Raw genomic sequence first — 22,594 nt, forward strand, 5'->3', positions numbered from 1 at the left:
CAGGGCGGTTTATATCCTGATGCCTCGAAGCAGCAAATCCACGTGCCTTTCTATTCCATATTCTATTATCAACATCCTATCTAAAAGCTTTGGTTTAGTTCTTGACTTCAAATAGCAGGTCTGTCGTCCTGCATGACCGCATACATCCATAAGGTGTCGCCGGCGTTGATCTCGTTGCCTGCTTTCTTCACGGTGACATCGAACGTCCAGTAAGCGCACGATTTCCGGGCAAGCTGGTGATGGATGGTCAGGCATTTGTCGCTCTCCTTGCCGTCGGCGATGAGATCCTGCGTCCGGCCTTCATTCGTCACCTTAAACGACCAGATCTGTGCCTGGGGTCGGTAGGTGCAGTCCGCATAGGAAGAGAAAGTGGCTCCTTCTGTGGTAGCAGTTGCATCCACCTTCACACGGTCTCCGTAAAGAAGGGAATCCGTTAGGCCTTCCGGCAGGTCGAAGCCTACCGTTGCTTTGCCCTTGCTGTTCGTGGTAACCGATTCGCCGACGTTTTGCCCGTTGATGGAAAGCTGTGCGGTTGCGCCCGGACTTGCATAGACGATGGCGTTATTGCCCTTCTGGCCCACATAGCAGGACGGCACCTCAACGCTCATCCCAAGGGATGCGAACGAAAGATTGCCCGCAGGCACCGTGGCCCCAGAAGCCGAAAGGGAGAATGGCATCGAATATACCCGTTCCTTCGTCGGTGTCAATGCGATGGATATCACCCCGGAGGTGGCACCAGAAGGGATCTTCACGGAAAGAGCGCCTTCTCTCGATGTGCATTCGAGGGTCTCGCCCGTATCCAACGCGGCTGATGCGTCGCTGTAATCGTTTCGGGGAATGTCAAACGTGAGGGTCGCATCCATGGATCGGTCGAATTCGTAGCTGATCTGAAAGATTGCTTCGCAGTCGACGACAACGGAGCTTTGAGGCATCTTCGCAGTGACGGACTTCACGCCGATCGATGCCAGGGCATCCTCCGCCTTGAAATCGGGAACGCTAAGCGCAAGTGCGCTGGTAGCTTCGTCTTCGATGCGAATGTCCCCACTGGCATAGGGAAGCGCGAGTCGCTTGATCACGCCTAGGTGAGAGGCGCTTACATTCAGTGAGGGCTTGAATGCCACTATCGTGTAATCGCCTGCCTTCAGTTTGCCGGTATCGAAATGCCAGGCGGGATTCTCTTGGCCGTCAGGCCAATACACGCTTGCGTAGCCGTCCAGGATGCATCGGGAATTGTCAGCGGTACCGTCGAACACCAGCACGCGGCTCGTCCCTTCGAAGGCGGCGTTGAGCGAGATGGTCGCACTGCCCCAGCGCGGAAGGACGGCGGCGAACTCTCCCGCTTCTTCGTTGAAAGTTGCAGTTGCAGGGGAAAGAGCGAGCGACTCTGCAGGGGTCACTTCAAGGGAAAGCTCGGCGAGGGCGGCAGGATCGTTGGCGAGCGATTCGGACAAGATGAGTTGACCGCGCTGCACCAAGTAATCGTCGGTGGCGCTCTCACCCGTCAGGTTTTTCCCTGGCTTGAGCTCTGCGCCGTTGCGCTTCAACGTAAACGAAAGGCTGTTCCAATTGGATACGGGAGCATATTCGGGATTGCCGCCGGTATCGCTGCTTCCCGTTTTGCATCGCAGGCTTATGGGATAGACCCGCTGAACCGCCAGTTTCGAAAAACCGGTTATCGTGCCCGCGTCCCAATCGCCCGTCATCTGTCCAGCGGGACGCAGCAGCTCCTTGTCGTAATACCCTGGCATCGTTATGGTGATGAGCGTTTCTACAGCAGGTTTTAAGCCTTCTGCCGTGAAGGCGCCGTCATCCGCAACGTTTGCTTGATAGGTGGAATCACCCTGCTGCACGATAACCTTCACGTCGGTTGTCGCGACACCCTCGGGAAGGTCGAGTTTACCCGTGACCTTCACGGTATTGACGTCGTCGTCGAGCCAAACCCAATTGATTCCTTTTCCTTTCTCTAGCTGTGAGAGCTTCCAGGGGTCTGACTCCGTTCCGTCTGTGCGCTTCTTGTAGGCATAGACAGTGGATCCATCATCGCAGGGTGCGTATAAGCTGTCTTCGTCATAGACACCATTGCGCGCGAGGCACACATCCGGGTTGTCGATGCGCAATTTGACGGCACCGCATGAGCAGAATGCCGAGTAGAGGTACTTGAGAGATGACGGCAACACGATAAGCGCCTGCGAGGAAAGCCCTGTGCAGTCGGTAAATGCATCGTAGAGGCACTCTATGCCGCTGCCGTCTGGGGAAGTCTCAAATGCAACGGAGGTAAGGTCACCTTTCCTACCTGCCGTGAAGGCGCCCTCTTCGATCTCCTTGACGAAGCTGGGGAATGTGACACTTTTAAGATGTTGGTAGTTGAATGCAAACATAGGGATATAGACGTCGTAGCTTCCGTCGAGCACAGCTGCTATGTCCATCGATTCAAGGCCGCCGTCCCCATAGAGCATGACCACGTCGCGGGTTTGCCCATCGACCGTATGCTCATAGCCCTTGTTGAGATAGGCATACACTTCGGCATCATGCAGTGGGTCCGGCGCTTGCCAGCCGCAATCGAACGACCAGCCCAGATCGTTCCAGTAGCCGTTGTCCTGCACGAGCGTTCCTACCCACATCTTCTTACCGGAGCAAGAGGCGGACGTCTTCCATAGGAGCGACTTGTCCAACTCGGGGTAGTTTTCGCATTCATAGTTGTCCAGCGTGGCAAGGTTCTGGGCATCCACGCCGCTCGCAAACGGGTTGGGGCCTGGTTCTGTGGACGCTTCTGTGACTGGCTGGCTATCTTCGGCGCCTTCTGCCACATCAGCATCATCCGAAGAGACAGTAGACCGGTCCTCCGGAACCTCTTCGTCGGAAACGGATGCGCCATCAAGCAATATGTTGCTGGAGACTGAAAGCGCATCATCGGGCACATCGACTTCAGAATCGCTCACAGGGAGCAGTGCCGCCTGAACGTCTTCGCTCGCGACTGCGTCCACCCGACTTGAATCTTCGGCAAATCCGACGATGGGACACATGGTCACAACCAGTGCCAAGGAGAGTGCGACGGCACAAGCTTTTGCAAGAGGAGATTTTGCTGTCTTGTCTTTTCTGGGCATGGTGTTTTCTATCTTTCTCTTGGTGAGGGATCCCGTTCATTCTCCGAAATCGAGGAACGAGGCACAATAGAGTTGCCAGGTTCGGCAATTGCCAAAACGGAAATCGTACGCTAGGGGGCGCATTTCCTGAGTACCATAGTCATTGCAACCTGCAAGCAACGAGAAAGCGCGAAATGAAGTTTCACGAACAACTGAATGCATATATCGAGCAGATCGACTGCATGGCGAAAGAGGTGAGCGAGCAGTCGGGAGTATCCGCCGCCACTCTGAGCCGATATCGTACGGGGTCGAGGCTCCCCGATACGGAATCCGACGCCTTTGAGAATCTCTGCTCTGCGATCGCCGAGCTGGCACGGCAGAAGCAGCTTGGCGATATAACCGCGGAATCAGTGCGTGAGCAGTTCATGCAGTCATCCGACCTTCGCCCCCGCGACGCCGATCGGCTCCTCGAGAACTTCGACCTCCTCCTTGCAACGCTCGATGTGGGCATCAACAGGCTAAGCCGCAGCATCAACTACGACGTCTCCACGATATTCCGCTTCCGAAACGGCTCGCGCCGCCCATCGGATCCCGAGAAGTTCGCATCGTCCGTTGCGGAATACGTGGCGCGCGAATTGGATTCTGTTCGCGACAGAGCTGCGCTGGCGCATCTAATCGGCTGCGCAGAAGACGAGCTTGCGGATAGCTCCGTTCGGTACGAAAGGCTGATGTCGTGGCTGTTCGGCGATCACGACCATAGGGATCACCCTGTGTCGGGCTTCCTGTTCAAACTCGACGAGTTCAACTTGAACGACTACATCAAGGTCATCCACTTCGATGATCTGAAGGTTCCTTCCGCGCCATTCCAGATACCCAACTCGAAGACGTACTTCGGCCTGGATCAGATGATGGAAAGCGAGCTTGATTTCCTGAAGGCTACCGTACTCTCAAAATCGACCGAGCCTGTGATCATGTACAGCGACATGCCCATGGCCGAGATGGCCAAAGACCCCGAGTTTCCGAAGAAGTGGATGTTCGGCATGGCCATGATGCTGAAAAAGGGGCTTCATCTCAATCAGATCCATGACCTGAACCGGTCCTTCGAGGATATGATGCTGGGACTTGAGAGCTGGATCCCCATGTACATGACGGGTCAGGTCTCCCCGTTCTATCTCAAGGAGCCGTCGAACAGCGTGTTTCTGCACCTCCTGAAGGTATCCGGAGCCGCTGCCCTTTACGGTGAGGCCATTGCGGGCCACCATGCCGAGGGAAGATACTATTTGACCAAATCAAGGAAGGAGTTGGGGTACTATACGGCGCGGGCCCAGGAGCTGCTGAGCGCTGCGCGACCTTTGATGGATATCTACCGCATCGACAACAAGAACGAGTTCAACGCTTTTTTACAGGCGGATTCAGAAGCAATCGGGAAGCGCAAGAGCATCCTCTCTTCGCTGCCGCTTTACACCATCGATGCGTCCCTTCTGGTGGAGATGCTTGCAAGGTCTGGATTCGATGGAGAAGAGGCGGCCGGCATCGTCGATGCCGCCAACTCGGCACGTCAGCGCGTCCTGCATATCCTTGAGACTAGCGAGATTCATGTAAAGATACCGTTGCTTACCAGAGAGGAGTTCGAGGCCTATCCATTGAACCTCGACCTTTCGAACGCATTCTGCGAGCGGAGCGTTGCATATACATATGAGCAGTACCTTGCGCACATGGAGGATACCGACCGTTTCGCGGCAGATCATCCCCTCTATTTGATAGAGAAGGCTTCTTCGCAGACGTTCAGGAACCTACAGATCAGCATTCACGAAGGCAGGTGGGCTATGGTGTCGAAAGAGCTTGTACCATCAATACACTTCGTCATACACCACCCAAAACTAAGACGTGCGATAGAGGAGTTTATTCCGCCTGTGGCCGAGAAATAGCCTCTGCCGCTGTTGTCTGAAGCAAATCGCGCAAACTGCTGGCAGGACTGCCATTATGTTCATCGATTATGAGGCTATCGTCCTTTCGCCATATGGCCTCAATCTTGCTATTGTTTGCGTCTATATCATCAGAATCAGGAGCCTGGTAATCGGAAAGCCCGCATGACATTAGAACACATCTAATGTCATTACAGTTGCCTTATTGAGTATTGCGGCATCCTCGGGTGGTGATTCCGCAATGCGTCAGTGCGCAAATCCATTGGCCATCGGTGCGCGCTTGCGCCGACAATCGGGCTGGGAGTCATTCTGCTCCCAGCCCTTTTTCGAGCTTTCAGTCGCTCGACTTCCGCGGTCTTCGCGCTAGATTATGCCGGACATCCTCTTCCTCATGGATTCGGTGCCCTCGATGTGCATCACGTGCGAGTTGAACACCAGCCTGTCCACGACGGCGTCTGCCATGGCGTTGTCGCCGAGCTTCGCGCGCCATCCGGAGGGCGCGAACTGCGAGCATAGAATGAGCGATCCCTTCCTGTGCCTTGCCTCCACTATCTCCAGAACTTCCCTGGTCTGAGATGGAGATATCGTCTCCAGCAGCCAGTCGTCGACGATCAGCAAATCGCAGGCGATGTACCGCTTTCTCATCTTCGCCCACGTCTCGCCTTTTGCGATGCACAGCGTATCCAGCAGTTCCGGCAGCCGCACGTACCTCACTGTCTTGAACGCATTGCAGGCAGCCACTCCCAAAGCGCATGCCATCCACGACTTCCCCGCACCTGAAGCGCCCGTGATTATGAGGTTTCTGGCCGCGTCCACCCATGTGCAGTTCGACAGCTCCATCACCTTGGCGCGATCGAGCGCACGGTCGGGATCGTAGCGGACATCGCACACGTTGGCATCGGGATCGCAGAAGGCCGCCTGGCGCAGGAGCCTCGTCCGCTTGTTGGCGCGCCTTGCGTCCCATTCGGCGTCGACCAGCATCGCGAGCCTGTCGTCGAAGGGCATCTCGGCCACGCCGATCGACTCCTCCTGCTCGCGGTACGCCCTTGCCATCACCGACATCCTCATCTGGTAGAGCTTGTCCATCGTCGCTTCGTTTGCCATCTTAGCCGAACCTCCTATCGGTCGCATCCGTCGAACTCGTCGTAGCAGTCGTCGGGCCTTCGGTAGGCGCCCGCATCCGGATCGGGGGCGGTCTCGGCCGCTATCTTCTGGAGCGCCGTCTTCACTGTCTTGTAGCTGGGGCGCGCCGTCCAGGTGAGCGCCTTTGCGCACGCCCTTTCCAGGAGCGCGTCCCCGTGCTTGTCGGCAAGGCCGAGAAGCGCCCGCGCTGAGCGGTAGGCCTGCTGCTCGACCTTGCGCGACTTGAGTATCCCGTCCACGACGGCGAGGATGGCCTCCCCCTTCCCCGCCGCCCAGCTGCGGAACCTGTCCCCGCTCCACGCCGTCCATTCCCTGTGGGAGTCGGGCATATGGGCGGGATCTGTGACATAGGCGCCGGCGGGAGATGTCGAGCGCCTGTGCATGGCGATGCGCTCCCCGTCGCAGATGACGGCCACCGTCGTTCTAGTGGCGACGATGCCCACCTCGCGCCGCACGTAGGCGGCTGGCACCGAGTAGTAGCGCTTGTCAAAGGAGACATGGTAGTTAAACTGGACGGTGGCGGTCTTCCTGACCGTCATCTCGTAATGGGTCGGCGGCAGGGGCTGCAAGCGGTCCTTCTCCCGCCCGAGGAAGGCCTCGCGCCTGCTGCCGGCCCGCTTCTGGAAGGGCGCGGAGTTGATGGAATCCACGGCCTCGTCGATTGCCGCAGCGAGTTCCGCGATGCCGATGAACACTCGGTCGCGCATGGCGGCGATGACCTTTCGCTCCACCACGCCAACGCTCATCTCGACAGCGGCCTTGTCCTTTGGCCTGCGAACCCGTGCCGGCACGACAGCCACGCCGTAGTGCTCGCACATGAGCCTGTACTGCTCATTGACGACGAGCTCCTCTACCGTGTTCTTGATGACGCCGGTCTTGCAGTTGTCCGGCACGACGATGGGCGTCGTGCCGCCGAACTCGCGGAAGGCGCGGATGTGCCCGTCGATCCAAGACTCCTCTCCCATGTTTGGATAGGGCCAGGCGAAGATCATCGAGGAGTACGGCAGGCAGGCCACGAACACGTGGGCCTTGCGAATCTCGCCGGTGTCCGGGTCGCAATACGCCGGGCACTTGCCAGCCCAATCGACCTGCATCTCCTCGGCCGGGCGACGGTCGATATGCAAGGTGATGCGGTTCCGCTGCGCCCATTTGCGATGGCGCTGGCAGAAAGCCGAGTACATGAAGGGATCGGCGCCGTGATCGGTGGCCTTCACGCAGTATTCGCTCCAAAGAAGCGTCATCGTGACCCCGGGTTTGCCCATCTCGCGCTCGATCCACTCGTGGTCGATGGCGAACTTCCCGTCATCGCGGGTCTCCTTCGGCGGGTAGAGCACGGCTCTGATTGCCGCATCGTCCATCTCGCCGGGTAGCGGCCACTCAAGCCCCTTGCTCTTAGCGAGCTTCTGGATCAGCTGCACGGTGGATCTCGCGCAGCCGCAGGAGAACGCTATGTTCTCCTGGCTGATCCCGAGATAAGTCAGTCTCAGGATCTCTCGGTACTTGACCATTTTTTCCTCCTAACGTAGAAATGGCCCGGATGCTTTTTGCACCTGGGCCAATCGTAGGAGATTGGAGAGATTAAAGCGCCATCATCGGCGCACACCGACCGATAGCGGACAAGCGCACCGATGGCTCGCGGAATCACGGACTGAAAACGCCGCAATAATCACCTTATTCGTTCGAAAGTAATTGGGCTTCGATGCCAGCCTCTCTGCAAGGTGACGTTAGATGTATTCTAATGTCATTCCAAGGCGGAGGAATACTTCCTATGTTGCATCCTGGGCATCCTCTTTGCTTGGAAGGCGCCTTGCGTAATAGCGGAACACCTCGTCGTAATGGTCTTCCACGAACTTTTCCACCAAAATAGATGTCTCTGTTTTAGTAGTAGCTCGGTTCGCTTTGCTGTAATCTTCATTGTCTTGCTGTGTTTCGCCGTGCGACATTCCTGAACCTCACCTCCTATTACGCATAACGCGAAGAGCGCACCCTATGGGCGGCTCTTTTTCGAAAAATTTTTCATTAGGTCGTGAATCCCAAGATTCGATTAGATGTTCTAGGGCTCTTGGAACGGCGCAGGGAGGCACAACATGTCATAACTGATATGACACGGTTAGCCCTGCGAAGAAGGACATTGAGAAATGCTGGTTATCGACGTCCATTGGGAGTGATTTGGAATCCTCTCGCGTATCAATGCGATGTAATAATTGCTCATTATCACGAGCAACTCCGAACTATGAAATATAATTTTCCAGAAATATGAGTAACTCAAGTTTGGTGAATGGCTATAGTGATTTACGAAATTCTCGGAAGCGCTCAACGATGCGCCAGGCAATTTCGCAGTATATCAAGCCCATCAAACACAGTCAGCAGATGCAGATCCTTGAACAATGCAAGACAAAAGCATATAATCGTCTTACTATTAGTAAAGGAGGTCGGTCCTATGGCAACTGCTTCTGTAACGGTGAGAGTCGACGAAGATACCAAGCGCGCCGCAGCTAACATCGTGGAAGATTTCGGCTTCGATCTCTCATCAGTCACGCGCGCGTTCTACCGTCAGATCGTACGCGAGCAGCGCATTCCCCTCACGCTTGAATATCCAACGCCTAATCTCGAGTCTCGCGAGGCAATAAGGGAAACGAAAGAACTCATCGCATCGGGAGATCCGGGCTACGCCACCGTATCAGAAATGTTCGAGGCGATGGGAGCATAGCGGTGCTGAGAGCCAATTACACCCCGCGCTTCCAGAAAGACGTTAAGCGCCTTAAGAAGAAGCACGTAGCGCTAGATCCTCTGAAAGAAGTCGTGGAATTGGTGGTCGCCGATACCCCAGATAGCCGATCAGAACTTGTTCGCCGGCATAATATGCATCGGCTCAAAGGCGAGTGGTCGGGAAGCATGGAATGCCATGTCGCAAACGCTGGCGACTGGTTGCTTGTTTGGGCGCAGACCGACGATCAGGCGTACTTTCAGAGAACCGGTGGCCACGACGATCTGTTCAGTGGATAGGAAGTGCTTTAGGATTGTGCAATCCACCAGGCAATATTGTTTTTCTGAGCTTACTCAGACCCTGTTCTCGCATTTTTCTGAACCGGAATTAACCTCATGTTCACACTTTTCTGAACTTGGAACATTAGCGAGCTAGTGCTATGCTCACTCCCCCTCGCAAACCGGAAAAGCCTCATCGTAGTCGGGGTCGTCCTCGCGGCGCACGAATTCGTAGAGAAGGCGGCGCGTGGCGGGCAGCTCTTTCTTCTTCAGTTGGTGTTCCCACAGCACGAGCACCTTCCAGCCGGCCGCCTCTAGCGCCGCCAGGTTTTGCTCGTCGCGCTCGACGTTGCGGGCGAACTTAGCCTCCCAGTAATCGAGGTTCTTCTTGGGCACCGACAGGCTGCACACGGGACACCGATGCCAGAAGCAGCCGCGGATCTCGATGGCGAGCTTGCGCCCCACGAACGCCACGTCCGGACGCCCGGGCGCTTTCCTCCAATCGCAGCGGTAGCCGGGAAAGCCCATCTCGCGCAGCATGCGGCGCACGAGCACCTCCGGCTTCGTGTCGCGCCGCTTGTTGCCCTGCATCGATTTGTGAGTGGCCGCCGACACAACCCCGAAATCGTAGCGGTTCGTCTTCGATAAGCGCACGCGAGATTCAGCGCCCTCCTCGCCTTCTGCAGAGTCTTCGTCGGCAGCCGCCGCTAAGACTTGCTCCCTCGCCTCGATTGCGCGATCAGTCACGCCGTCGGGAGCATCGCCCGCATCGCCCTGCGCAATCGTCTCTTTCGTTTTCTCTGTTGGCTTTTTCATGGCCGTTATTATAGCGCCTGCGCCTTCCCGCTTGCGGAACCCTGAACACTCCAATTAAGAAAGCGTAAGGTGTGCGTCTTTTTGCAAATGCTGTCACGCGGCGCGCAACCCAAGCGCTACCATGGGAGCCCCCCATCGGCTCGCCAGTCGCAACTGGCGCATTCCAGCGGCAATCACACGTCGCCGGAGCCGGCCGCCCCAAAAGCGAACCGAGCCCCAAGCGACAACGCAGCAGCCGAAGGCAAGCCAAACGAAACACCGAACCCAGGAAGGAGGAGGCCCCATGACGAACGCGCCATTCGCGCTCGACCGTCGCGAGTTCATCGCGCTCGCCGGCGGATTGGCCGCCGTGCTCGTCGTCGGCGACGGTGCCTATTTCTCCTCCCGCAGGTCGGCCGCCCACGCCCAGCCTGTACCTTCCGAATCCGGTACCCTGACCCAACCCGAAACGCCGCTTAACGGCACGATCGCCTCACCCAACACAGAGACAGCAGCGGCCGCCACGACCTCTCCCGAGACCGAGTCAGCAACCGCGACCAATACCGAAATGCCTCCGACGACGCTTGAAGACCTACCCTGGAACCTGCGCCTCGTGAACCGCGACCATCCCCTCGCCGCCGACTTCGCGCCTAGCAATCTGGCCGAGTTGCCCGACGCAAGCTGGGTGGAGCCCCACGTCAACCACCGAGTGGATGCCCGCATCGTCGAAGATCTCACAGCCATGCTCACGGCTGCCGAAGCCGCCGGCACACATCCCATCATCTGCTCCTCTTTCCGCACCTACGACTACCAGGAGAATCTCTTCGAAAACCGCATCGAGCGAGCCGAGCGCGAGGAGCATCTGGAAGGCACCGAAGCCGAGGAGGCCGCCGCATTCTGGGTTGCCCCACCGGGCGCCAGCGAGCACCAAACCGGTCTCGCCGTCGACATCGTGGACGCTGACTACCTGGAACTGGACGAAGGCCAGGAAGAGACGGCCACCCAGCAATGGCTCATGATCCATTGCGCCGAATACGGCTTCATCCTGCGCTACCCCACGGACAAAAGCGCCACAACCGGCATCGGCTACGAGCCCTGGCACTACCGCTACGTCGGCAAGGAGGCCGCCTCCGCCATAACGCAAAGCAGCCTCTGCCTCGAAGAATGGCTCGTCGAAACGTACCACATCCAGGCCTAAAACCACCCCTCCCCCTCCCGCAGCTGCACCCTCCCGCAGCTGCACCCTTCCGCAGCCGCCCTCTCCGAAACCTGCTCCCTTCAAGGCCGCGAAACAAAAATTCCGAGCCGTCCCACAAGAAAGGCGGCCCTAAGGCCGCCTTTTGCAAGGAGTGGGTATCGCAAGAACTTACAGCATCCAAGGCTGAATGATCGTGATCGGCACCGCCGCGCTCACGATGAGCAGACGCAGCATGAAGCCGCCGACGAGCACGCCCGCGTCCGATAGCGCGCTGATCATCTGGCCCGTGCGCGAGGTCTCGAACTCGTGCTTGGCCAGCCACAGCATCCAGCACTCCAGAATCGTCGGGAGCACCAGGCCCACGATGACGAACAAGAGCCAGAACGCGACGGCCCAATTGCCCGCCACCAGCGACATCACGCTCTCCCAGCCGGCGGGGCTGGGGTTGAACGCCGTGATGAACAGCAGCGCGGCAACCAGCACGAACTCGATGACGGGCAGCCAGAAGTGGAACTTCTTCATGACGACCACCTCGTTGAACTCGTCAGGCGCGTAGAACACGCCGACGAGCAGCACCGCGGCCATGCCGGTGGACACGGCGGACACCAGGAACAGAATCGGCAGAAGCGCGCTGTTCCACAGGGGGAATCCCTGGCACACGCCAAGCAGGCAGCCGGTGTAAATGGCGACGCACAGGCCCATGACGAGCCCCACGCAATCGAGCCACATCGGCACCTCGCGCTTCATCAAATCAAGCACGAGCACGATGAGCGCGACGACCACGAACACCGCCAGAAACACCACGCCCCAGGTCATTACCGATCCGAAGTTCGTAAGCAGAAGCGCGAAGCGCAGCGGATGGGCAAAGCCCGCGGCAGCGTCGAACATCAACAAGCACAGACCGATGATGACCACGATCGGCGCGATGAGGCGACCGACGCGCATGAGGCGCTTGCAATCCGGATGGCGGTAGCGGACGAACACCGCCGTTGCGAACGCGCCGCCGCCCAAGCCGGCCAGGAAGAGGTACCACGCGATGATGGCGCCCCAAATGGGTTCGTAGATCATGTCAATCACCTCACGTAATAGATCTTGGCGCGGGTCAGATCGCCGGCGATGGGGGCCGCACCCGTACGCGCGATTTCCTTGGAAATCTCGCTGTCGGAATCGTCCAGATCCCCGAAGATGCGAGCACCGGTCAGGCAGGCATCGACGCACGAGCACATCTTCGTGCCGTTCTCATAGGAAGAAAGCGTGCAGAAGCGGCACTTGTCCACCTCGCCCGTCTTCGAATTGCGCGTACGCACCTGATAGGGGCAGGCGGCCATGCAGTACAGACAACCGATGCACCGGCCGTGATCCACTTCGACGATGCCGTCGGAGCCCATGTGCGCGGCTCCGGTGGGGCACACGCTCGCGCACGGCGCGTCCTCGCAGTGCATGCACTGCAGCGGGATGTGCTCCACGGTCACGTTGGGGTACTTGCCCACTTCACGCTCTTCAAAGCGGATGAACGACTCATCGGGAAGCAGGTCGTTCTGGCGCTGGCAGGCCGTGCGGCAGGCATAGCAGCCAATGCACTTCTTGGTATTGATGAGCATTCCGTAGCGTGCCATCATTCACCTACTTTCTGCACGGAAACCAACGTTTCCTGGGTCATGGCCGAGCCATAGGCCGGTTCCATGTGGAAGGGAACGAAGTCCATGAAGTTCAAGCCCACGCCGTAAGCCGTGTGCTGATCGGGGGATTTGCAGCCATAATGGGAGGGCATGTAGATGGCCGTCGGGTTGATGCGCTCGGTCACCTTCACCTTGATGGGGCCCTCGGCCATCGTGTTCGACAGAATGACCTCGTCGCCGTCCGCGATGCCCAAGCGTTCGGCCACCTCGGCGTTGATCCAAATGCGGTCGAGGCCGTAGGACTTCGTGATGTCCATCAAAGGCTCGCAGTTGGCGGTCTGCGTATGCGTGTGGATGGCCTGCTTGCCGCCGATGAGGCGGAACTCGCCGACGGTCTCGTTCGGCATCACCTGGGGCTCGACCCACACCGGGCACGCGGACAGCCCAGCTGCCTCGCACGCCTCGCTCGTAAACTGGATCTTGCCCGTCGGGGTCTTCCACTCGGGAACCTTGCCGTAGGCATAGGCCTTCTCGGGGAACGAGATCGTGCCGACCTGCCGCAGCTCATCGAGGCTCGTGCCCACGCTGCGCAGCTGCGCGTCGGCCAGCTCGTCAACGGTGAACGGGAAGTACTGCCCCACGCCGCACGCCTCGGCCAGCTGGGTGAAGATCACATCGGCCGGACGCGTGTTGGGGTGAATCACCTCGAGCACCTGATCGCGCAGGGAAACGACCGGCACGCGTCCGCCCACGAACTCGGGCAGCTCGCGACGCTCCAGGTAGCTGCACTCGGGCAGCACGTAGTCGGCCAGCATCGCGGTTTCCGACATCTGCACGTCGACGACGACCATCAGATCGAGGTTCGCAAAGTCCTCCGCCAGCTGGGCGGGGTTGGAATAGCCGGCCGCCATGTTCGAGTTGTAGAAGAACAGGCCCTTGACCTTGCCCTCCTTCGCCATCTCGGCGACGTAGAGGTTAGTGCCCATGGAAGAGAGCGCCAGCGGGTACTCCTCGGCGCCCCACATCTTCGCCTCGACCTTCGGCACCTCGGGGAACTTCGCCGGATCGAGATCGCCCGCCTTCACGCTGGGGAGGAACAGCGCCCCGCCGGGCTGGTTCCAACAGCCCAGAAGTGTGTTGAACAAGCAGAGAGCGCGCGCCGTCTCGCCCGAGTTCGCGTACGAGCACCCGAAGGCACCGCGCCAGCTCGGCTCGATGGAGGCCGCGGGGGCCGCCTCGGCGAACTCGAGCGCCAGCCGCTCGATATCGGCAGCGGGAATGCCCGTGATGCCCTCGGCCCATTCCGGCGTGTAGCCCGCAATGGCGCTCGCCCACTCGTCGAATCCGACACTGTTGGCCGCCACGTACTCGGCATCGTAGAGATCGCGATTAATAAGCACGTTGGACATGGCCAAGATGAGCGCCAGGTCGGTGCCAGGGTTGATGGGCACCCACTCGTCAGCGAAAGCGATGCTGTTGTTCAGGCGCGGATCCACCAGCACGATGTGCGCGCCGTTCTCGTGCGCCTGCTGCAGCGCGGCCACCGAGCTGGGCCGGATGGCGTCGGCATAGCTGCGGCCGATGAACATCGTCATTTTCGAGTTGGCCACATCCGATTCGAAGTTGGCGGCGCCGATGGCCTGCGTGAACCCGGACTCCTTGGAGAGGTTGCAGGCGGCGCCGTGCGTGTACACGTTGGGGCTGCCGAGCGCGTTCATGAAGCGCTTCGTGTAGTACTTGCCCGACGGGCGCGGATCCTGCACCATGGCAAGCGCCTCGGGGCCGTACTGCGCGATGATATCGTTCACCTTCTGGCCGATCTCGCTGAGCGCCTGATCCCATCCTATTACTTCGAATTCGCCGTTTTCGTTCTTCTTCATCGGGTCGGTGAGCCGATCGGGCGAATAGGCGATCTGGGAATAGCCGTACCCGCGCGCGCACAACTTGCCCTGCGCGTTCGGATGGGCCTCGTCCCCAATGAGCTTCGTGAGCTCGCCGTCTACGACGTAGGCGTAATAACCGCACTTGCTCGAGCAGGAATTGCACAGCGAGTGCACCACTTCGGTTCGCTTATCCGTCTCGGCATCAGCATCGGCTTCGCCGCGAACCGACAAGCTCACAAGGCCCGCGCCGGCGGCCACGGCAGCCACCCCGGCGCTTCCAACTAAAAAGCTGCGCCGTGTTAAAGCGTGTCCTGACATAATGGTCCTTCTCTCTATCGTTTAAGCCTCGACGATGGTGGCCGTGGAAACCACGCCCTCGTCGATGGCCTTCTGGGCAATATCCTCCCAATCGATGAACTTGATGGCGCCGTTGGGGCACTGCTCGGCGCAGCGACCGCAGGAGATGCACTTGGTCGATGTGCCGGTCTGGGCGTTGATGTGGGGCATGTTCCACGGGCAGGCGGCAGAGCACATGCCGCAGCCGATGCACACGTCCTCGTCGACAACGCGAGCGCCGGTTTCCTCGTCGGAGTGAATGGCATGGACGGGGCAGTACTTGGCGCATTGCGGATCGGCGCACTGCTTGCAGGAGGCTACCGTGAACTGGCAGTTGCCGAAGATGCCGTCGTTGGTATCGACGCCGGAGCCGAAGTTGTAGTTGTCCCACACGCGCACACGCGCGATGGACTGCTGGGCGGCGCCGTCATTCTTCAGGGTGCACATCATCTCGCAGCGCTGGCAGCCGGAGCAGCGAGCGCGGTCGGTGACGATCATTTTCGTAGGAGTGGTACGCAGCTCGATGCGACCCGAGGCAATGGAGGCGGTGGTCACGCCCCAGGAGGCGAGCACGCCGCCGACCACCAGGCCGGCAACGCCGCAACCGGTCATGGCGAGCACGGTGCGACGGGTAAAGAAGGGCTGCTTCTTCTCGGAGGCCGGCGCAGAGCCGGGCTCGGTAGCGGACACCGGGGCCGCGGGCGGCTGCTCGGTGGCCACGGTTTCATTTTTCTGGGTGTCAGACATTTGAACTCCCCCTTGTAACTTCATGCTTGTCTCAGAGAGAACTCAAGATCGCGACGCCACGCAACAGAGGGCATCATAGTCATGAATGAAGAAGCTGTGTACCCTCTTTGAGGGGGATTACCGAACGTTTGATTTCTCCTCACCCGGCCGTAGAGGAGCCGTCATGTTTCCGTTGAAAAAGATCCCCTCATTGAGGGGAGGGGGTAAAAATTGCCCTCCCTTATACTTCTACGCGACGATTACTCCAGATCGACGACTGGTACCACGCAACATGAGTACACGAAGAGATTTGGAGCTTCATCATGGCTGATTCAAAATTGGATCCCAACAAGTCCTATGGCTGGACCGGTAAGATCCTCCGCGTCAACCTGACCGACAAAACCGTTTCTGTCTCGCCCACCGACCCTTATAAAGAGTATTTGGGCGGCATGGGAATAGCCAACAAGATCATGTACGACGAAGTGCCCGCCGGCACCGATCCGCTCTCCCCAGAGAACAAGATCGTGTTCGCCGTCGGCCCTCTGACCGCCACCGGTGTCCCCCTGGCGGGCCGCACCACCATCGCCTCTCTTTCCACCTATACCACCGATCATCAAGTTGTTGACGCCCACACCGGCGGCATGATCGGTGCGGCCATCAAGAAGGCCGGCTGGGATGCCATCGTCATCGAGGGCGCTTCCGACGAACCGGTTTACCTGAAGATCGACGATGACGACATTGAGATCAAGCCCGCCGATCAAGTGTGGGGCCAGGGCACCCGCGCCACCACCGAGGCGCTCTCGCGCAAGGAGGGCACCGACTTCTGCGTGGCCACCATCGGCCCTGCCGGCGAGAACCTGCTGCCCTACGCCTGCATCATCAATTCCCGCAACCATTCCGCCGGCGCTGGAGCCGCCGCCGTCATGGGCTCGAAGAAATTGAAGGCGCTCGTCGTGCGCGGTAGCCAGCCCATCTACGTGGCCGACCCGCAAGAGGTGGCCGACCTGTCCGACTACATGCTGCGCGAGATCGTCGGCTCCAACAACAACCACGTCGTACCTTCCACCCAGCAGGAGTGGGCCGAGTACTTCGACAAGGGCAGCCGCTGGACGGCCCAGAAGGGACTGACCTGGGCGCTGGCCGAAGGCGGCCCCATCGACACCGGCGAGCCGAAGCCCGGCGAGATCAACACCGTGGGCTACCGCTGCATGAAGGCCTTCAAAGACGAAGGCCCAGAGGCCGAGAAGTACACCATCAAGATGGACGGCTGCCACAGTTGCCCCATCCATTGCTACTCCGACTTGCGCGTGCCGGCCTCGGCGGCCAACGGCGGCTACGAGATCACGGGCAACACCTGCGTGCCGAACTTCCCGTTCACCAACTACATGATCAAGATTTTAGGCGACAACACTTCCGTTGAAGCCGGCAGTGAAGACGCCCTCATCTGGGATCAGGTATTCGGCTCCACCATGGACGATTTGGGCCTGTGGTGCAACTACGGGCAGATCTACCGCGACATCGCCCACTGCTATGCTACGGGCCTGCTCCAGAAGGTGCTGCCCCCCGAGGAGTACGCGGAAATCAATTGGGAGGGCTTCAAGAATAACGACCCCTCCATGGTGCCGCCCCTTCTGGCGAAGATCGCCGCCAACGACTCGGAGATCGCCTACATCGGCCACGGCCCCATCGTCTGGACCGAGCGTTGGAACGATCCAGACTGGTGGAACACCCCCGCTTCCACGCTCATCAACGTGCGCGGCTGGCCGGTGCACCATGCCCATGAGTGCTTCGGACAGGTGGGCCTGCTCTATAACATGGTCTTCAACCGCGACGACATGATCCACTCTGCCGTGAACTTCCAGGGCTGCGGCTTGCCCTTCGAGCTTAAGCAGCAGATCGCGGCCGAAGTGTGGGGCGATGCGAGCGCCATCGATCCGGACAAGAACTACACCCCCATGAATGAGTATAAAGCGAACTTCGCCTGGTGGTCCATCGTCACCGACGTGCTGCACGACTCGCTCACGCTGTGCAACTGGGTATGGCCCATGACGATGAGCCCCACGAAGGCTCGCGACTATCGCGGCGACCTGGATCTGGAGGCCAAATTCATGAAGGCCGTCACCGGCGAAGACGTGACGACGGAAGACCTGTACAAGATGGGTGCGAAAATCACCACGCTACAGAGAGCCAACACCGCGCGCGGCATGGTGGGCGCCAACGGGCAAATGGGTACCAATGACTTCCGCAACGTGCACGACGTCGTTACCGAGTGGCCCTTCACCATGGATCCGGACATCGAAGTGTTCACCGAAGGCACCAACAAGATGGACAAAGAGGATTTCCAAACGGCCCTCACCATGATGTACGAATGCTTTGGCTGGGATCCCGAGCTGGGTTGCCCGACGGCCGAGTGCCTGGACTACTACGACATGCCCGACGTGAAGGAAGACCTCGCCGCCCTCGGCCTGCTTCCCGACGCCTAGGGAGATGCGCAGAGCGAAACCGATCTGCGCTGAAGGCTGATCCGTAGGGGGCGACCTCGGTCGCCCCTCCCAAGCGGCATCACCTCACCTGATAGCCGACCCCTTCTAACGCGAGCTCCGAAGGAGCTCCCCCTTCGTGAAAGGAGCCCCCGCAAACCGGTTGCGGGGGCTCCTTTTTTGCACGCACCCGTAGCACGAGGCGTGTTTTTGCCATCAGAGAAGAGCGCCTACGACATTTTTGCCTCTCGGGCTGCGGGTCGTCTTCGCCCGAACAACAAGCCCGATGCCCTGAACAGGTATTTCTTGTTCTTTTGGAAAGTTAGTCGCCTAAAACACCGCAGCCCGACCCACAAAAATGTCCAACTCATCTGAAAAGCGCGACAAAAATACGGGTCGAGCTACGGTTTCGACAGCGCAGCTCACAGACTGAACCGCCGAGACTTGGGCAGGCAAGTCTTACACGTTGCGAATGCGCTCGACGGCGTCCCACTCGGCGAGGGCCTGGGCGCGGCGAGGAGTCAAATACGTCGTGGAATAGAAGTAGACGTCGCCGTTGGAAGCCTCCACGCGCTCGATGTCGTCGGCGCGACCCTGCGCGCGGGCCTCAGCGAAGGCCGCCTCCACCGCTTCGGCCTTCATGCGAAACGGGTCGTTGGCCAAGCTCTCCCGCGCCATGGGGCGGGGGTAGACCGACGACTCCTCGCGCACGCATTCGATGAAGGTGGCCACGGGGTCGTCCTCAGCGGCGAGGAACGCCCAGCGGGCGTAGGCGTCGGTCATGGCCGAATCGTCGTAGAGGTAGTAGCTCTCGGCACCCATGAGCAGGCGGATGTGCGCGAACTCGGGATGCGGGTCTTCCTCGGGAATCTGGTTGGAAGTCTCCTGGGGCGGGGCTGGCGGGTACCCTGATTCGCTCAAACAGTCCTCGCTCTGCGAAACAGCCCACTGGGCTGTTTCGTTCGCTGCGGAACTCGCTCGGTCAGGGCACCCGCCAGCCCCTCGGACGTCTTCTTCTGTCGCGGAGCTCGCCCGATCGACGCACTCAGCCTCTCCGCTCGGCTTCGCCTTCGCCGATCGCTCCGTCCCAACCTCTGCCGCATCCGCTGAGACGGCTTTGCGTTTGAAGGGGGATGCGCCCACGGGGCGGCCGTTGGAAGAGGAGAAGGCGGACTTCACGTGCTTGTTGGCGGCGCGGCGAGGAGCGGCTCCAGCATCGGGACCCTCCACATCGCCCGCATCGCGCGAGCCGTTGGGATCGCCGAATTCCATAAGCGCATCGTAGACTGCCATCTCCAAGTCTTCGGGCGTCATCGACGGGGGCACAAGGCCCGCAGCCTCCCATTCGCAGGGACACGACAGGCGGCTTGCTCGCGAGGCCGCGCGCGCCGCATCAAGCACCGCCGCGATGGCCTCCTCACGCGCCTGCTCGGGATCGAGGGCGTCTTCCGCGCCCACCTCGTCAGACGCTGCAGCCATGGCGGCCCAAGCCTCGCCATGGGGCAGCGCGTCGGCAATGTCCTCGCCCGCCGCCTGGGCTTCCGCCAGCGCGATCACCGCCGCGCGGATCTCGTCTTCCTCGCGCACGGCTACTCACCGTCCATGGCAGCCACGAGCAGGTCGGTGCGGGTGTCGCGCAGCGAGCAATGCTCGCACATCAGGCAGGCGACGCTGTAGGAGTCGCAGGGCACCACCGCATCAAGCTCGGCCAGACCGGCCCCCTCCCGCGCAAGGAAGTCGCCGATGAGCGCCCGCACCGCTTCCACGGAGAACGTCAGTGTGTTCGCCTTCCCGGCGGGAACGCCACCCACGGCCTCCCGCACATCCTCAATGGTGAGCGCCAGCGCCTCGTCGAAAGTGCGCCCCTCGATCATCGAGCAGGTGGCGCTCGCGCACCCCGTCATCGCCAGGCATCCGCGCGTCTTGAAGCCGGCGGCCTCGATGACGCGCGTCTCGGGATTGATGCGTCCGAACAAGCGGAACGCCACCTCGCCGCGCTTCGACTTGCCGACCATCGCCTGGGCGTTCATCCCCTCGGGGCGACCGCCGTTGTGGTAGTCAGCCACAATGGCCAAAAGCTTGTCCGAGTATCCGGCCACTTCGTCGTCCACTTCGGTTTGGTACACATCGGCCGTGCGCAGCAGCACTTTCTGCTTCGGCTCGTGGTAGATATCGCGACCCTCGCTCATGGGCTCCTCCTCTTCTTCGATTGTTCACTTGCAAGATTACCAGAACCCCCTCAATGCCCCTCCCCTCTTTCAGGCGATGTCAGATTGCGGAAACGTAACGGCTCTCTCGGCAGATGCGCCGCAGCCAAGATTCCCCGCGCACAAGCCCGAAAAAGAGCTATGATGGGGAATCGCGGGAAAGCCATGATGGAACATGCATCGGGCGAAAGGGGGATTCATGAGCGTTGTCGTGAGCGGACTTTTGAGTCGCGCAAAGGCATTCTGGCCCATGCTCGCAGGCATCATCTGCGCACGCACAGCTCTCATCGTGGCGTGCTACGGCAGCTACGCCTCCACCGACGACGGCATCTTCACCGACGGCTCCATGTTCGTCACCTGCGCGCTCTTCATCGTGGCGCTGCTCATCTTCTCGCGATCTCGCCGCGAGCTCGGCGCTACCGCCGTGCAATGGATCATGGTGGGGAGCATCATCGTCGCTGCTGGAGCCTCCATGGCCCTCTCCCTGCTCGACAGCGCCGACCAAATCCTTGTGGCCACGGCTTTTGCCCTCAGCATTGCAAACACCCTGGCCCTGTCGCTGTGCATGTTCTACTGGCTGCGCTGCCTGCGCGGCACCGACGAAGTGACGGCCGCCCTGTTCGTGTTCTCGGCCTTCTTCATCAGCGTCGGCATCGTTTACCTACTTTCGTTTCTGCCCACCCGAGCGCAGAACATCATCGGTATGGCGCTCATCGTGGCCCAGTTCGCCTTCCTCGGCCCGGCCGGCCTGCGCGCCGAGCATCCGACGGAGCGGCCGCACCGTCGGGCGCGCACCTTCTTCACCTTCGCCCGCAGCAACATCCAGGACTCCCGATTCCTCGCCGCCTGCGCTGTCGGCATGGCGCTTCTGGGATTCGTCGACGGCTTTCTCCGCGGTTATCCCGACGGCCTGCCCATCCCCTTCACCTGGAGCTCGCGACTGGCCTACGCCTTGTGCTCCATGCTGATATGCGCCCTGCTCATGCTTCTCGTCGTGCGCCGCCGCGAGCGCGTCATGACCGTGGACGCGTTTATCACCATGGCGCTTTTGGCCTCCCTCAGCCTCGTCCTGTTCGGCGCCTTCCCCTACCACTGGGAGATCGGGGCCGTGGCCGTCAACACGCTGAACATCGTCATCTGCGCCTACTGCTGGTACGTCATCATCGCCTTCACCAGCTTCGGAACTCGCGACCCCTATATTTACGCCATGGGCGGCTGGGTGATCTGCTTCGGCTCGCGCTCCCTCGCCCGTATGCTGCTGTACTTCACTTACCCGTTGGCCGGCAACGATCTGCTCATCAACTCGCTTCTCGGGGCTCTTGTCCTCATTTCCACCCAAGTGGTTCTCGTGCAGTTCATGCACGCCGAGCGCGGAGAATCGTCTGCGGAAGCCGATCGCCTGGAGGCCGAGAACGAGCGAGTCATGCGCCAGGCCGAAGCCGATGCGGCCGAGTCGGCGGCGGCGCTGGCCGAAGCTGAGCAAACGCTGCAGAGCGTCGTATTCAACGCCGCGAGACGCGAGGCCACCGCCCAGCAAACAGCCTCCGAGGCTTTGAAGGCCGCCGAGGCGCGCCAGTGCATCCGCTGCAACGAGGAGTGCGCCGCTATCCGGGAGCAGCTTTTCCAGATCGACCCCGCCTCAGCCTCCCCCGGTTCCACGCCCTCGCCTTCCCCCTCGGCGACAATGCCGTCGCCTCTCGGCTCTTCGCCCTCCTCTGCCCTGGAGTCTTCCCTCGCCCCTTCCCCGTCCACCATGGGCGAGCTGTCCGATTCCATGCGTCGCAACGTGGAGCGCATGGGCGAGCATTTCCTGCTCACGAGCCGCGAAATGGACGTGCTCACCCTCTACGCCTTGGGTCACACGCAGAAAAAGGTGGCCGAGGAGCTGTTCATCACCCCCGCCACCGCCCACAGCCACATCAAGCGCATCTACAGCAAGTGCGGCATGCACTCGCGCCAGGAAATCCTCGAGTACCTCAATTCTTACGGAAGCTAGGACGCCCTCATGGAAGAGAAGCAACGTTACCTGCGCTGGCTCGGCATTCTCTGCGTCATCATGGCCGCCTTCTGCCTCGGCGTCTTCGCCATCGGCTACAAAGACCCCAGCGTAGGCCGCGTGGCGACCCTCGCCGGTCTCATCGTCGCCAGCGCCGGCTTCTTCTGGCTCGCTCACCGCAAGCGTAAGTAGAGCCACTTTCTTTGGAAAATGACGAG

Annotated in this window: 16 protein-coding genes and 1 pseudogene; 7 read left to right on the forward strand and 10 right to left on the reverse strand. The window is 60.1% G+C overall.

Annotated features, from left to right (window positions below):
* Positions 1-107: 107 nt before the first annotated feature.
* A complete protein-coding gene (locus GO707_RS10605; protein ID WP_157012983.1) occupies positions 108-3,104 on the reverse strand; it encodes a leucine-rich repeat domain-containing protein in 2,997 nt (998 codons plus the stop codon).
* Positions 3,105-3,277: 173 nt separating this feature from the next.
* Between GO707_RS10605 and GO707_RS10610 the strand changes: the two genes are divergently transcribed.
* Entirely contained in the window at positions 3,278-5,011 is a 1,734-nt protein-coding gene (locus GO707_RS10610; RefSeq protein ID WP_157012984.1) for a hypothetical protein, read from the forward strand.
* A gap of 360 nt (positions 5,012-5,371) precedes the next feature.
* Here the strand turns inward: GO707_RS10610 and istB are convergent, their stop codons facing one another.
* Positions 5,372-6,094 (reverse strand): IS21-like element helper ATPase IstB, encoded by a 723-nt coding sequence (gene istB / locus GO707_RS10615; protein WP_232325798.1) that lies wholly within the window; start codon positions 6,092-6,094, stop codon positions 5,372-5,374.
* Between the two features lie 32 nt (positions 6,095-6,126).
* Complete coding sequence (gene istA, locus GO707_RS10620; RefSeq protein ID WP_157012986.1) at positions 6,127-7,659, reverse strand: IS21 family transposase; 1,533 nt, start codon at positions 7,657-7,659, stop codon at positions 6,127-6,129.
* 932 nt (positions 7,660-8,591) lie between these two features.
* On the opposite strand from istA, the gene GO707_RS10625 reads away from it, so the two are divergent.
* Together GO707_RS10625 and GO707_RS10630 are read left to right on the forward strand one after the other, a co-directional pair.
* Positions 8,592-8,861, forward strand: coding sequence for a type II toxin-antitoxin system RelB/DinJ family antitoxin (locus tag GO707_RS10625; RefSeq protein WP_114548668.1), 270 nt, complete (start codon positions 8,592-8,594; stop codon positions 8,859-8,861).
* 2 nt (positions 8,862-8,863) lie between these two features.
* The gene (locus GO707_RS10630; RefSeq protein WP_114548667.1) at positions 8,864-9,157 is read left to right on the forward strand and encodes a type II toxin-antitoxin system RelE/ParE family toxin; all 294 of its coding nucleotides are present in this window, start codon (positions 8,864-8,866) and stop codon (positions 9,155-9,157) included.
* A 144-nt stretch (positions 9,158-9,301) separates the two neighbouring features.
* Here the strand turns inward: GO707_RS10630 and GO707_RS10635 are convergent, their stop codons facing one another.
* Positions 9,302-9,883 (reverse strand): very short patch repair endonuclease, encoded by a 582-nt coding sequence (locus GO707_RS10635; RefSeq protein ID WP_237974669.1) that lies wholly within the window; start codon positions 9,881-9,883, stop codon positions 9,302-9,304.
* Positions 9,884-10,673: 790 nt separating this feature from the next.
* Between GO707_RS10635 and GO707_RS12910 the strand changes: the two are divergent.
* Positions 10,674-11,052: pseudogene (locus GO707_RS12910) on the forward strand (M15 family metallopeptidase); the annotation flags it as partial.
* Between the two features lie 245 nt (positions 11,053-11,297).
* Here the strand turns inward: GO707_RS12910 and nrfD are convergent.
* The 4 genes from nrfD to GO707_RS10660 are packed head-to-tail and all read right to left on the reverse strand — an operon-like array spanning position 11,298 to position 15,714.
* Complete coding sequence (nrfD, locus tag GO707_RS10645) at positions 11,298-12,197, reverse strand: NrfD/PsrC family molybdoenzyme membrane anchor subunit (RefSeq protein WP_114539321.1); 900 nt, start codon at positions 12,195-12,197, stop codon at positions 11,298-11,300.
* Between the two features lie 5 nt (positions 12,198-12,202).
* The gene (locus tag GO707_RS10650; protein ID WP_041714836.1) at positions 12,203-12,745 is read right to left on the reverse strand and encodes a 4Fe-4S dicluster domain-containing protein; all 543 of its coding nucleotides are present in this window, start codon (positions 12,743-12,745) and stop codon (positions 12,203-12,205) included.
* A complete protein-coding gene (locus tag GO707_RS10655; RefSeq protein WP_157012987.1) occupies positions 12,745-14,949 on the reverse strand; it encodes a molybdopterin-containing oxidoreductase family protein in 2,205 nt (734 codons plus the stop codon). Before GO707_RS10655 ends, GO707_RS10650 begins: the two co-directional genes overlap by 1 nt.
* Before the next feature lie 21 nt (positions 14,950-14,970).
* Positions 14,971-15,714, reverse strand: a complete 744-nt coding sequence (locus GO707_RS10660) for a 4Fe-4S dicluster domain-containing protein (protein WP_157012988.1) — start codon at positions 15,712-15,714, stop codon at positions 14,971-14,973.
* 302 nt (positions 15,715-16,016) lie between these two features.
* Between GO707_RS10660 and GO707_RS10665 the strand changes: the two genes are divergently transcribed.
* Positions 16,017-18,176: an aldehyde ferredoxin oxidoreductase gene (locus GO707_RS10665; protein ID WP_022739251.1), complete on the forward strand. Its 2,160-nt coding sequence runs from the start codon at positions 16,017-16,019 to the stop codon at positions 18,174-18,176.
* Between the two features lie 456 nt (positions 18,177-18,632).
* On the opposite strand, the gene GO707_RS10670 is transcribed toward GO707_RS10665, so the two are convergent.
* Both GO707_RS10670 and GO707_RS10675 read right to left on the reverse strand, forming a co-directional pair.
* Positions 18,633-19,760, reverse strand: a complete 1,128-nt coding sequence (locus GO707_RS10670; protein WP_157012989.1) for a hypothetical protein — start codon at positions 19,758-19,760, stop codon at positions 18,633-18,635.
* A 2-nt stretch (positions 19,761-19,762) separates the two neighbouring features.
* Positions 19,763-20,362, reverse strand: a complete 600-nt coding sequence (locus GO707_RS10675; RefSeq protein ID WP_114539325.1) for an iron-sulfur cluster assembly scaffold protein — start codon at positions 20,360-20,362, stop codon at positions 19,763-19,765.
* Between the two features lie 217 nt (positions 20,363-20,579).
* Between GO707_RS10675 and GO707_RS10680 the strand changes: the two genes are divergently transcribed.
* Together GO707_RS10680 and GO707_RS10685 are read left to right on the forward strand one after the other, a co-directional pair.
* Positions 20,580-22,376: a helix-turn-helix transcriptional regulator gene (locus GO707_RS10680; RefSeq protein ID WP_231699512.1), complete on the forward strand. Its 1,797-nt coding sequence runs from the start codon at positions 20,580-20,582 to the stop codon at positions 22,374-22,376.
* Positions 22,377-22,385: 9 nt separating this feature from the next.
* Entirely contained in the window at positions 22,386-22,568 is a 183-nt protein-coding gene (locus tag GO707_RS10685; protein ID WP_157012990.1) for a hypothetical protein, read from the forward strand.
* Positions 22,569-22,594: the final 26 nt, after the last annotated feature.

The sequence above is a fragment of the Adlercreutzia rubneri genome (assembly GCF_009755265.1).
GTDB lineage: Bacteria > Actinomycetota > Coriobacteriia > Coriobacteriales > Eggerthellaceae > Adlercreutzia > Adlercreutzia rubneri.